General features: G+C 67.6%; 10 protein-coding genes. 6 read left to right on the forward strand and 4 right to left on the reverse strand.

Annotation, left to right across the window (positions count from 1 at the left end):
- Nucleotides 1-107: 107 nt before the first annotated feature.
- The 5 genes from AC3WTC_RS03870 (at nt 108) to AC3WTC_RS03890 (ending at nt 6,487) form a co-directional block, all read left to right on the forward strand.
- Entirely contained in the window at nt 108-1,394 is a 1,287-nt protein-coding gene (locus tag AC3WTC_RS03870) for a DUF445 domain-containing protein (protein WP_025875354.1), read from the forward strand.
- Nucleotides 1,395-1,881: 487 nt separating this feature from the next.
- Nucleotides 1,882-4,107 carry a TonB-dependent siderophore receptor gene (locus AC3WTC_RS03875; RefSeq protein ID WP_492710671.1) on the forward strand — a complete coding sequence of 742 codons (2,226 nt, stop codon included), beginning with the start codon at nt 1,882-1,884 and terminating at the stop codon, nt 4,105-4,107.
- A gap of 108 nt (nt 4,108-4,215) precedes the next feature.
- Nucleotides 4,216-4,536 (forward strand): DUF3649 domain-containing protein, encoded by a 321-nt coding sequence (locus AC3WTC_RS03880; RefSeq protein ID WP_025875358.1) that lies wholly within the window; start codon nt 4,216-4,218, stop codon nt 4,534-4,536.
- Nucleotides 4,533-6,161 carry a PepSY-associated TM helix domain-containing protein gene (locus AC3WTC_RS03885; RefSeq protein ID WP_492710674.1) on the forward strand — a complete coding sequence of 543 codons (1,629 nt, stop codon included), beginning with the start codon at nt 4,533-4,535 and terminating at the stop codon, nt 6,159-6,161. The genes AC3WTC_RS03880 and AC3WTC_RS03885 overlap by 4 nt, the downstream gene beginning before the upstream one ends.
- The gene (locus AC3WTC_RS03890) at nt 6,158-6,487 is read left to right on the forward strand and encodes a DUF3325 domain-containing protein (protein WP_032975662.1); all 330 of its coding nucleotides are present in this window, start codon (nt 6,158-6,160) and stop codon (nt 6,485-6,487) included. Before AC3WTC_RS03885 ends, AC3WTC_RS03890 begins: the two co-directional genes overlap by 4 nt.
- Before the next feature lie 121 nt (nt 6,488-6,608).
- Here AC3WTC_RS03890 and rlmKL read toward each other — a convergent pair whose 3' ends face one another.
- Both rlmKL and AC3WTC_RS03900 read right to left on the reverse strand, forming a co-directional pair.
- Nucleotides 6,609-8,747 (reverse strand): bifunctional 23S rRNA (guanine(2069)-N(7))-methyltransferase RlmK/23S rRNA (guanine(2445)-N(2))-methyltransferase RlmL, encoded by a 2,139-nt coding sequence (gene rlmKL, locus AC3WTC_RS03895; protein ID WP_080149528.1) that lies wholly within the window; start codon nt 8,745-8,747, stop codon nt 6,609-6,611.
- Between the two features lie 144 nt (nt 8,748-8,891).
- On the reverse strand, nt 8,892-9,419 hold the full coding sequence (locus AC3WTC_RS03900; protein WP_025875362.1) for an alpha/beta hydrolase: 528 nt from the start codon (nt 9,417-9,419) through the stop codon (nt 8,892-8,894).
- Between the two features lie 72 nt (nt 9,420-9,491).
- Between AC3WTC_RS03900 and AC3WTC_RS03905 the strand changes: the two genes are divergently transcribed.
- Nucleotides 9,492-10,058: an N-acetylmuramoyl-L-alanine amidase gene (locus AC3WTC_RS03905; protein ID WP_025875363.1), complete on the forward strand. Its 567-nt coding sequence runs from the start codon at nt 9,492-9,494 to the stop codon at nt 10,056-10,058.
- Nucleotides 10,059-10,232: 174 nt separating this feature from the next.
- Here the strand turns inward: AC3WTC_RS03905 and AC3WTC_RS03910 are convergent, their stop codons facing one another.
- Together AC3WTC_RS03910 and AC3WTC_RS03915 are read right to left on the reverse strand one after the other, a co-directional pair.
- On the reverse strand, nt 10,233-11,132 hold the full coding sequence (locus AC3WTC_RS03910; RefSeq protein WP_093817787.1) for a sulfurtransferase: 900 nt from the start codon (nt 11,130-11,132) through the stop codon (nt 10,233-10,235).
- Nucleotides 11,129-11,932 (reverse strand): CoA pyrophosphatase, encoded by an 804-nt coding sequence (locus AC3WTC_RS03915; protein ID WP_025875365.1) that lies wholly within the window; start codon nt 11,930-11,932, stop codon nt 11,129-11,131. The genes AC3WTC_RS03910 and AC3WTC_RS03915 overlap by 4 nt, the downstream gene beginning before the upstream one ends.
- Between the last annotated feature and the right edge of the window lie 56 nt (nt 11,933-11,988).

An 11,988-nucleotide genomic window follows, 5' to 3' on the forward strand; every position in this document is an offset into this window, starting at 1 on the left:
CCCCCCCCCCCCCCCCCCCCCCCCCCCCCCCCCCCCCCCCCCCCCCCCCCCCCCCCCCCCCCCCCCCCACTACCGGGTACTCACCGGCCTGCGGGTAGACTTCGGGCATGACGTCTGCCATCGATCCGCGCCGCGCCCAGCTGCGGCGCCTGAAAACCCTCGCCCTTGGCCTGCTGCTGCTGATGCTGGCCGGTTTCGCGGTCAGCCACTGGCAGGGCGAGCGTGGCATCTGGGCCTGGGTCTCGGCCTTCTGCGAGGCCGCCGCGGTTGGCGCGCTCGCCGATTGGTTCGCGGTGGTTGCCCTGTTCCGGCGGCCGATGGGCCTGCCGATTCCGCATACGGCGATCATTCCGCGCAGCAAGGAACGCATCGGCGACAGCCTGGCCCTGTTCGTGCGTGACCAGTTCCTGGAACCGACGGTGCTGCTGGCCAAGCTGCAGGTATTCGATCCAGCCAGCCGCCTCGGCAGCTGGCTGGCCGATCCCGCGCGTTCACGGATGCTGGCCGACATGGCCCGTGGCTGGGCGCTGCAGGCGCTGGACTTCTTCGATGAAGCTGCGGTGCGGCGGCAGCTGCACAGCTTCGTGGTGCAGCAGCTGCGGCAGTGGAACGCCGCAGCCACCGCCGGCGAACTGCTGGGCCTGCTGACCGCCGACGGCCGCCATCAGCGCGTGTTGGACGAAGGCCTGCAACGGCTGGGGCGTTGGCTGGAGCAGCCGGAAGTGAAGGAACGCGCCTCGCAGCTGATCGTGCGCTACATCCAGCGCGAATGGCCGACGCTGTCGAGCACGGTGAACTGGGTCAAGCCGATCGATGAGATCGGCGACAGCCTTGCCGAACGCCTGGCGCGCGCGGTGCTTGAGGAACTGCAGCAGGTGCTGGCCGAGCCGCAGCACCCGCTGCGCCAGGACTACGAACAATGGCTGGGCAACTACGTGCAGCGCCTGCGCGAAGACCCGGCACTGGCCGAGCGCATCGAGCAGCTCAAGCAGGAAATGATCGACCACCCTGCCCTGCAGGACTACGTGCAGGGCCTGTGGTCGCGCATCCATGCCAGCCTGCGCGGCGATCTGCAGCGCGAGGATTCGGCACTGGTCGGTCATCTGCAGCGCAGCCTGGCTTCGCTGGGTGACAGCCTGCAATCGGACCCGGCGTTGCGCGAGGCATTGAACCAGCACCTGCTGGAAGGCGCGCAGCGGCTCACCGGGCGCCTGCGCGAGGGCGTCACCACCCATATCGCGCAGACGGTGAAGAGCTGGGACGAGCGTCATCTGGTCGAGCAGCTGGAACTGAGCGTGGGCCGCGACCTGCAGTTCATCCGCTTCAACGGCACCCTGGTGGGTGGGCTGATCGGGCTGCTGCTACATGCGGCTACGGTGCTGTTCCGGTTCTGAGGGGGGTTCCCGGCCGGGCTGCGCCCGGCACCCGCAGAGGCGGGAGCCAGAGCAACAGCCACAGCTGGTTTCCTGCGGGATGGCAGGGCGCTGTGGGTTTGCGGGGCCGCCGTGTACCCATCCCTGGGGCTTGGTCGCCGCATCCATGCGGCTCACACCCCGCAAACCCACAGCGCCCCGCCTTCGACCGTTTCCCTCGATCTGCCTGGATCCACATGTTCGGGGGACGAATGGGGCTGTCACACTTGCTTAACGAAATGCGAATGCCTATCATTTACTGATCGGTTGTACGCTTAGCCAAGCGGGGCACGGAAGCACGCGCCCACCCGCCCCTTCGCCCGTGTACATCCCCCGACCACTGGGTCGCCTGCCTGCCGCAGGTGGCGCGCCGTCGATGGGAATCACGCTGGGTGACGTGCGCGGAGCGCATGGCTGCCATGGGTGCGTTTGCCATCGCCTGTTTTTTGTCCTGCATGGAATCGCACCGATGGCTTCTCCCCTGAATACTCCCCGCCCAACCCTGCTGGCCCTGGCCCTGACCGCTGTGATGATCGCTCCGCTGGCCCACGCCGATACCCCGCTCGCTGCCGATGCGCGCACGCTGGACACGGTGAAGGTGACCGCTGACGGCGAGATCGCAAACGGCTACACGGTGAAGAACACCCGCAGCGCGACCAAGCTGGATCTGTCGCTGCGCGAGACGCCGCAGTCGGTCACCGTCATCACCCGGCAACGGCTGGATGACATGGGGCTGTTCTCGTTGTCCGACGTGATGGGCCAGGTCACCGGGGTCAGCGTGTCGGTCACCGACAGCGAGCGCATCAGCTATGTTTCGCGTGGCTACACGATCGAGAACTTCCAGATCGATGGGATGCTCAACACCTTCGGTGGGTCGATCAAGACCAACACCGACAACGTCATCTACGAACGCATCGAAGTGATCCGCGGCGCCACCGGCCTGACCACGGGCGCCGGTGATCCGTCCGGCACCATCAGCATGGTGCGCAAGCGCCCCACCGACACCTTCCAGATGAGCAGCAACCTGACCGTGGGGCGCTGGGGCAACCAGCGCCTGGAAGCCGACCTGGGCGGTCCCGTGGCGTGGGACGGGCGCATCCGCGCACGCGTGGTCGCGGCCAAGCAGCAGAGCGATTCGTTCCGCGATGTCTACAAGCTCGACAAGGACGTGTTCTACGGCATCGTCCAGGCCGACCTGACCGACAGCACCCTGTTCGAACTGGGCTATGAATACCAGTCACCGCACACCACGGGCGTGACCTGGGGCGTGGTGCCTTACTGGGGTGCTGACGGCAACCCGGCCAACCTGCCGCGCTCGACCAATCTGTCGGCGTCGTGGAGCGAATGGCCGATCATTGAAAAGACCACCTTCGCCCGCCTCGAACAGCAGCTGGGCAGCGGCTGGTCGCTGAAAGGCAACGTCAGCCATGCCGTGCGTGATACCGATGGCAGCGTCTGGTACGGCGCAGCCGGCTACCCGCGCGCGGACGGCACCGGCGTCACCGCCTACGTCTCGCACTTCAACGAACACAGCACGATGGACGTGTTCGACGTCAACGTCGGCGGCCCGTTCCAGCTGTTCGGCCGCGAGCATGAACTGGTGTTCGGGCTGGGCCAGTCCGTGCGCAAGGGCGAATCCGAAGCGACCAGCTTCGACACCAGCGCACCGGGCTACATGCAGGTTCCCGACTGGCGCAACTGGACCGGCAAGGTGCCGGTCCTGCCGGTGACACGCTACGGCCGTCTTTCCTCGGAAAACGAGCTGCGCCAGCGCGCCGCCTACATCGCCGCGCGCCTGCGCCTGGCCGACCCGCTGCTGGCCGTGGTCGGCGCCCGCTATGGCAGCTGGGAAACCCGCCAGTGGGGCTACGGCTACGACACCAACGGCAACCGCAACCGCACCACACGCACCGGCTACAAGCCCGACGACACGCTGACCCCGTATGCCGGCCTGGTCTACGACTTCAATTCGATGTTCAGCGGTTATGTCAGCTACACCGACATCTTCAAGCCGCAGAACTACCGCGACCGCAACGGCAACTACCTTGAGCCGGTGGTCGGCGACATGTACGAGGCGGGCGTCAAGGCTGAATTCTTCGGTGGCCTGCTGAACGCCTCGGCCGCCGTGTTTGAAGGCAAGCAGGACAACGTGGCCGAGATCGATGATTCGGTGCCGCTGAACTCGCTGCCCGATGGCGGCCAGGCCTATCGCTCGACCGGCAAGGGCAACAAGGTGAAGGGTTGGGAACTGGAAACCCAGGGCAGCATCGGCGAGCAGTGGAACATCTCGGCCGGTTTCGCCCGTACCCGGATCCGCAACGCCGCGGGTGTGCTGCAACGGACCACCACCCCGCAGGAAACCTTCCGCCTCAACACCAGCTGGCGGCCGGGCGGCATCGAAGGCCGCTTCTGGCTGGGCGGTGGCGTGACCTGGCAGAGCCGCATCTGGAACAACAGCACCAAGCCGACGGCCGACTACCTGACCACCGGCCGCACCGAAAGTGCGCGCATCACCCAGGACGCGTTCTACCTGCTGAACCTGGCCGGTGGCTACCGCTTCAACGAGAACTTCAGCGCCCAGCTCAACATCAGCAACCTGCTGGACAAGAAGTACTACAACAACGTCGGCTTCTACCAGGGCGTGTACTGGGGCGAACCCCGCAACGTCAGCGTGACGCTGCGCTGGAAACTCTGATGATCTGATGGATGGTGCCGGTTCTGCGACCGGCATCCGGCCACGGATGGCCAACCCCGGCGCGCTTCGGTGCGCCGGCCTTCTCTTCATTCAACCTGCAGGACCGCCGTGGACCGCTCGCCCGCAACCGCCAGCCCCCGCCTCAGCACCTTCTTCGCCAACCCGCGATGGGGCGTGCTGTCCCGATCCCTTGCCGCCATCTTCGGCGGCTACGCGCTTGCCTCGATGACCACGGTGTTCTGTGCGCTGGCGCTGCCGGGCGCGCGCGGCCAGGCCGTGCTGACCGGCATGCTGCTGGCGATCCTGGTCGCCGCCTGCGCCGCGCTGTGGGCGTTCGCCACGCGCAGTGCGCTGCGTGCCTGGGTCGGCATTCTCGCCCCCACCCTGCTGATGGCCGGCATTTCGCGCCTGCTGGGGGCGTGGGCATGAAGAATGGATTCCGCCAATCCATGGCCTGGCTGCATACCTGGACCGGCCTGCTGGTCGGCTGGTTGCTGCTGCTGATCTTCATGGCCGGCACCGCCAGCTACTACCGCGAGGAAATCAGCCGCTGGATGCGCCCGGAGCTGCCGCGCAGCACGGTCAGCACCGACGAAGCGGCGCAACGCGCGGCCGACTACCTGCTGGCCAACGCACCGCAGGCCGAGAGCTGGTTCGTCACCCTGCCGCAGCCACGCAATCCGGCCATGCAGATGTTCTGGCGGTTGCCGGCCGAGCTGGCCGACCCCAGCAAGGGCCGGCGCGGCGCCTTCGGTGATGCCACCCTGGACCCGAACACCGGCACCGAGCTGAAGGCCCGCGAGACCCGTGGCGGCGACTTCTTCTACCGCCTGCATTTCGACCTGCACTACATTCCCGTGCTGTGGGCGCGCTACCTGGTGGGCTTCTGCGCGATGTTCATGCTGGTGGCCATCATCACCGGCGTGATCACCCACAAGAAGATCTTCAAGGACTTCTTCACCTTCCGGAAGGACAAGGGCCTGCGTTCCTGGCTGGACTTCCACAACGTCAGCGCGGTGATGGCCCTGCCTTACCACGCGATGATCACCTACACCGGCATCGTCACGTTGATGATCATGTACCTGCCGTGGGGAGTGAACGTGGCCTACGGCACCGACCAGGATGCGTTCTATGCGGAGGCCTTTGGTGGCCTGCCCGAGGTCACCGCGCCCGCCGAAGGCAAGGCTGCCCCCCTGCCGCTGCGGCAGCTGCTGGACAGTGCCCGCACGCATTGGCACGGCACCGAGGTCGCCGGTTTCAGCGTTGCCAATCCCGGTGCCGCCAATGCAGTGATCGACATCCGCCAGCGCGATGGCAAACGCCTGTCCATCGATACCCCGGCGCTGCGCTATGACATGGTCACTGGCGCGCTGCTGCAGGAAACGCCGCCCTCCGGTGGCGCCACCGCCACCCGTGGCGTGCTGTATGGCCTGCACCTGGCCCGCTTTGCCGATTGGGGCCTGCGCGCGTTGTTCTTCCTGTCCGGCCTGACCGGCTGCCTGATGGTGGCCAGCGGCGTGGTGCTGTGGGCGGTGAAGGAGCGGCCGAAGCATGCCAAGAGCGGTCGCACCGGCTTCGGCCTGCGCCTGGTCGATGCACTGAACATCGGCGCCGTGGCCGGTCTGCCGATCGCCTTTGCCGCCTATTTCTGGGGCAACCGGCTGCTGCCGCTGGGCCTGGCCGAGCGCCCCAACGCCGAAGCGAACGTGTTCTTCTACGCGTGGGGCGCCTCGCTGCTGGCAGCCTTCATCTGGCCCAAGCGGATGATGTGGGCCTGGCAGCTGTACATCGGCGCGGCCGCGTTCGCGCTGATTCCGGTAGTGAACGCGCTGACCACCCACGCGCACCTGGGCGTCACCTTGTTCAACGGTGACTGGGCATTGGCCGGTTTCGACCTGTCGATGATCGCCTTCGGCGCGATGCTGGCCCTGTGCGGCTGGCGCATGCAACGCTGGACGCCGCCGCTGACTGCCGCCGAGAAGAAGAAACGCGCGGCGGCCGCTGCAGCGACGAAGGCACCGGCCGATGCAGTGGAAGCGGAGGCCAGCGCATGATGCTGCTGGTACTGGGGTTGTCGTTCACGGCGTTCACCGCGCTGTCGCTGGCGATGGAAAAGCATCAGCAGGAACTGCACGGCAAATCCGCGGCATCACCGGCACGGCGCACGCAATGGCGGGTGCTGGGCTGGGTGCTGCTGACGGTGGCTTTCGCACTGTGCGTGGTCGACCACGGCTGGGCGATGGGCCCGGTGCTGTGGCTCGGCGCACTCACCCTGGGTGGAATCGTGCTGGCGTTCGCGCTGTACCCGTACCGGCCGAAATGGATCGCGCCGCTGGCGATCGCGTTGCCGGTGATCGGGCTGGTGGTGGCGCTGTTGTAACCCGTGCGGTGTACCGCATCCACGCATGGCGTGGATCTACCGGACCCACGCTCGCCGGGCATGGCCCGGCGCTACCGTTCTGCGCGCACGTGGGTAGCGCCGGGCCATGCCCGGCGACGCGTCACGCCAGGCGCTTCAGCTCCCACGCACGATGGATGCGCGCATTGCGCTCGAAATCCGGGCCGATGGTGCTGGCGCTGATCTCGCGGCACTGGGCGAATTCGGCGATGGCGTTCTCTTCCAGCTTGAAGCGGCGGAAGTTGTTGGAGAAGTACAGCACGCCACCCGGCGCCAGTCGCGCGACGGCCGCACGCAGCATCTTCACCTGCTCGCGCTGTACGTCGAAGTCCTCGGCGCGGGCCGAGTTGGAGAACGTCGGCGGGTCGCAGAAGATCACGTCGTACTGGCCGCGATCACCTTCCAGCCATGCCATCGCATCGGCCTGCACCAGCAGGTGCTGATTGCCGCCCTGCCCGTTCAAGGCCAGGTTGTCGTAGCACCACTGCAGGTAGGTGGCCGACAGGTCGACGCTGGTGGTGCTGGCCGCACCGGCCACCGCCGCCTGCACGCTGGCCACGCCGGTGTAGCAGAACAGGTTGAGGAAGCGCTTGCCGCGCGCCTGCTCGGCCATCAGCCGGCGCAGCGGGCGATGGTCGAGGAACAGACCGGTATCGAGATAGTCGAACAGGTTCACCTGCAGCAGCGCGTTGTTCTCGCGCACCACGAGGAACTCATCGCGCTGCTCGAAACGGCCGTACTTGCTGCCGCCCTTGCCACGTTCACGCGATTTCATCGATACCTGTTCCGGCGGCACACCGAACACCTCGCGCGCAGCGGCCAGCAGTTCATTGCGGCGGCGGCGCACGTCGTTCTCGGGAATCGCGGCCGGTGCAGCGTATTCCTGCACATGCAGGAACGTGCGGCGCTGGCCGCCATCTTCCTCGTACACGTCGATGGCCGCTGCGTATTCCGGCAGATCGGCATCGTAGGCACGGAAACAGGTGATGCCTTCGCGCGCGCGCCAGCTCTTGAACTTCTTCAGGTTCTTGCGCAGGCGGTTGGCCACCATCTGCGCGCCTTCGCTCAGCTCGCGCACCTGTGCCGGGTCGCGGCCCGGCACCGCGATCGGATCGCAGACGATCAGTGCGCATTCCAGCGCACCATTGAACATCTGGTATTTCTTGCCCGCACGCAGGCCGGTGGCGAAGGCCAGTTCGTCATTGCCGCACAGCAGGCTGGCGCGCCACTGCGGCACGGCCTTCTGCAGGGCATTGCCCAGCTTGCGGTACAGCGCCGGATCGGCGGCCAGGCGCTCGTCATACGGCGGGTTGCAGACCACCGCGCCGATCTCCTGCTCCGGGGTGGGCAGGTCAGCCACATCGGCGCGGGTGAAGCGGATGGCATGGGCGACGCCGGCAACTTCGGCGTTCTCGCGCGCGGCCTGGATCGCCACCGGGTCGATGTCGCTGCCGTGGATGACCGGCTTCAGCGCGGCAAGGCCGGCCGCTTCGCGATCACGTGCTTCGCTCTGGATGGTTTTCCAGGCGGCCTTGTCGAAGCCCAGCCAGCGGCTCGGCGGCAGGCTGCCATGGCGCATCAGGCCGGGGGCGACATCGGCCGCCATCAGCGCGCCTTCGATCAGCAGGGTGCCGCTGCCGCACATCGGGTCCAGCAGGCCGCCACCGGCAGCGTGCAGGCGCGGCCACTGCGCGCGCATCAGCAGCGCGGCAGCCAGGTTTTCCTTCAACGGCGCGTCATGCGCCGCACCGCGCCAGCCGCGGCGATGCAGCGGGCCGCCGCCGAGGTCGATCGACAGCGAGGCGCGGCCCTTGCGCAGCGACAGGTTGACGCGCACGTCCGGCAGGTCGGTGTTGACCGAAGGGCGCTCCAGGCCTTCGTCACGCATGCGGTCGACGATGGCGTCCTTGATCCGCTGCGCGGCGAAACGGGCATGGGTGATCTTGTCGCCGGACACATGCGCGTCCACCGCCAGGGTCATCTCCGGCTTGATGTGTTCGTGCCACGGCAGCGCACGCACGCCGTCGTACAGCGCCTGCTCGTCCGGGCATTCGAATTCGTCGATCGGCCACAGCACGCGGCTGGCCAGCCGCGACCACATCACGATCCGCAGCGCCTGCTCCAGTTCGCCATCGGCGTTGACGCCGGCGATGGTGGCAGTGGCCTTTTCCAGGCCCAGGGCCGACAGCTCATCGGCAAGCAGGTATTCCAGGCCCTTGGCGCAGGAGACAAAAAATTTCACGGGATCGGTTCGCAGGTGGTCAGGCACGGCAGGGGGCCGGGCCATTCGGAAGGGAGGGCCGTGGACACGGCCGGCAGGCCCGCGCCGGGGGCGGCGGGGCTGCCATTGTAGTCAATGCGGGCGGGCGCGCCGTGCGCCCGGGCTTCACAGCTGGCGCAGCAGGCGCTCGAAGGCCTGCGCAGAGGCTTCCACGTGGTGCTCCAGGCGATGGCCATCGTCCACCAGCAGCAGCTGCGCCGAGCGCGCCTGCGCCCAAGCGATGACTCCGGCGGCCGGCACCACCTCGTCATGCCAGGCCTGCACCACCGTGGTCGGCACCGGCGCGGCATCCAGCGCCGGCATCGGGCCCATGGTGGTGGGCGGCACCATCAGGAACAGGCCGGCCACCGGCACCTGCAGCGAGGCGATGGCAGAGATGTAGGCGCCCAGGCTGGAGCCGGCCAGCACCACCGGTCCCTGCGCAGCGGCAGCGGCCGTGCGCTCGATCAGGCGTTGCAGGCGTGTGCGCACATCGCCAACGCGGCTGACCTGGCTCATCGCGTCCAGGTCGGTGTAATCGGGGCGCTCATGGGTCCAGCCCAGTCGCTCGGCGACTTCGGCCAGCGCGGTGACCTTGGTCGCCTCCGGGCCGCTCTCGAAGCCGTGGGACAGGATGCAGTGACCGCGGCTCATGCGTGCGCTCCCACGGAGCGGATCGACAGCAGAAGGGAAGGCAGTTTCATCCGGCAATGCTAGCATCGCCGCATGCCCAAACCGCTCCTGCCCGGCCTGCAGCTGCAGCCGTTGCCCTACCACGACCGCCTGCCACTGCGCGATCCATCCAGCCTGGCGATGGTGGTGATCCACTGCACCGAACTGCCCGACCTGGCGACCGCCCGGGAGTACGGCGAGCGCGTGCTGTACGACAGCGGCGCAGGCAACAGCGGGCATTTCTACATCGACCGCGACGGCAGCGTGGTGCAGTACGTGGCGCCGGAGCGCATCGCCCACCACGTGCGCGGCATGAATGCCGATACCGTGGGCATCGAACTGGTCAATTCGGGGCGCTACCCGCACTGGCTCGACAGCCGCCACCAGGCTATGGACGAGCCGTACACCGAAGCGCAGCTGCTGGCGCTGGAACAGCTGCTGCAGGCACTGGTGGCTCGTTACCCGTCGCTGCGGCGGATTGCCGGACATGACCAGTTGGACCTGGAGCAGGTGCCGGCCAGTGATGACCCGGCGGTGACCGTGGCGCGCAAGCGTGATCCGGGCCCGTTGTTCCCGTGGGCGCGGGTGCTGGCGAAGGTGCCGTTGCAGGGGTTGGAGTAAGCGTCGGCAGGGCTGCGCCCTGCACCCGCAGAGGCAACAGCCGAAGCAACAGCAAACACTGGGTATCCTTGGATGGCGGGGTGGGTCCCGCGGCTGTTGGTAGGTGTCGACCTTGGTCGACACGTAGATCCACGCCATGCGTGGATGAACGTCAAATCGACCAACCCGCTTTGCTCAGGCGCCGGTGGCGACCGGGCGGCTGCTGTCGCTGACCCAGCCACTCCATGAGTCCGCGTAGATGCGTGCGCCGGACAGGCCCGCGCTTTCCATCGCCAGCAGCAGGTGGCAGGCGGTCACGCCCGAGCCGCACATCAGCACCACGCGTTGCGGGTCCTGGTTGCCGATCACGCCCTGCAGTTCGGCACGCAGTTCCTGTGCATCGCGCAGGCGGCCGTCCAGCACGTTCAACGCAAACGGGCGATTGACCGCGCCCGGCACATGGCCGGCGACCGGGTCCAGCGGCTCCACCTCACCGCGGAACCGCTCGCCCGCGCGGGCATCGACCAGCCAGCCCGGCGCATGCTTGAGGCGTGATTCGATCTCGTCCGCGCTGGCAACCTGGCTGCCATCGAAGCGCCCCGGATACGCGGGCAACGCGGTGACCTCGCTGCTGCCGGTCGCCAGCGGCTGGCCGGCGGCCTGCCAGGCGGCGATGCCGCCATCGAGTACGGCCACGTTCGCATGCCCGATCAGGCGCAGCAGCCACCACAGGCGCGCGGCGGCCATGCTGCCATCGCTGCCGTCATACACCACCACCTGCGTGTCGGTGCCGATGCCCCATTGCCCCAGTCGTGCGGCGAACGCATCGCTGTCGGGCAACGGATGGCGGCCATGACCCACCCGCGTCAGATCGGACAGGTCGCGGTTGAGATCGGCATGCACTGCGCCGGGAATGTGTCCCTGCGCGTAGAGGCTGTTGCCCGCCTGCGGGTCGGCCAGCGATGCACGCGCGTCGACCACGCGCACGGTACTTGCGGTCGCGCGGGCATCGACCACGCGTACCCCATCGCCCAAGGCCGCAGCCAGGGTCGCAACATCGACAAGGGTGGTCCACGGCGGGTCGATCGGCTTCATTGCACTTGCTCCAGGCGGCGACGCAGGTTGTACAGGATGGCCGCGGTGGCGCCCCAGATGCGCTGGCCGGGCCAGCCATATTCAAGGACATGGCGGACGCGGCCGCGATGGTTGATTTCGACCTGGCGCAGGTTGTCGGCGGCCATCAGATAGTCCAGCGGCACTTCGAACACCTCGGCCACTTCGCTGGGCTGCGGGACCGCCACGAAATCCGGATCGATCACTGCCACCACCGGGGTCACGCGATAGCCGGTGATGGTCACGAACGGATCGAGATATCCCAGTGCCTGCACCTGTGTCGGTGCCAACGCGATTTCTTCCTGGCTTTCGCGCAGTGCGGCAGCCAGCGCATCGCGATCATCGGGCTCGGTACGGCCGCCGGGGAAGCCAACCTGGCCACCATGTTGCCGCAGGGTTTCGGTACGCCGGGTCAGGATCACCTGCGCACCGTTGGCGCGCGGCACGATGCCAGCCAACACCGCCGCCTCGACCGGTGGGCCCGGAGGCAGCAGGTCATCCAGTTCACTGCGGTTCCAGCCGTCACCTGCCGGCGGCTCGGCCAGCGGATGCAGCGCGCGCAGCAGCCGCTCATGATCGGCCAACGACCCTCGCAGCGACTGCTGCAGCTGTTGGCGCAGGGGCAGCACACGCTGCAGGATGTGGCTGCGTTCGCTGTCGCTCATCGACGACCACCGTGCGATTTCGTCGATATGCCGCCCGCACCCGGCGCAGAGCCGGTTGCGATCCAGCTTGCAGACGTTGATGCAGGGGCTTGCGACAGCACGCGCCGTTTCTTCCATTATTTGCACCGGTCAACAGTAGCGCGAATGGGCTGAATTTGGGATGGGCCCCGCAC

The sequence above is a fragment of the Stenotrophomonas sp. FW305-C-20-S1 genome, from assembly GCF_058783335.1.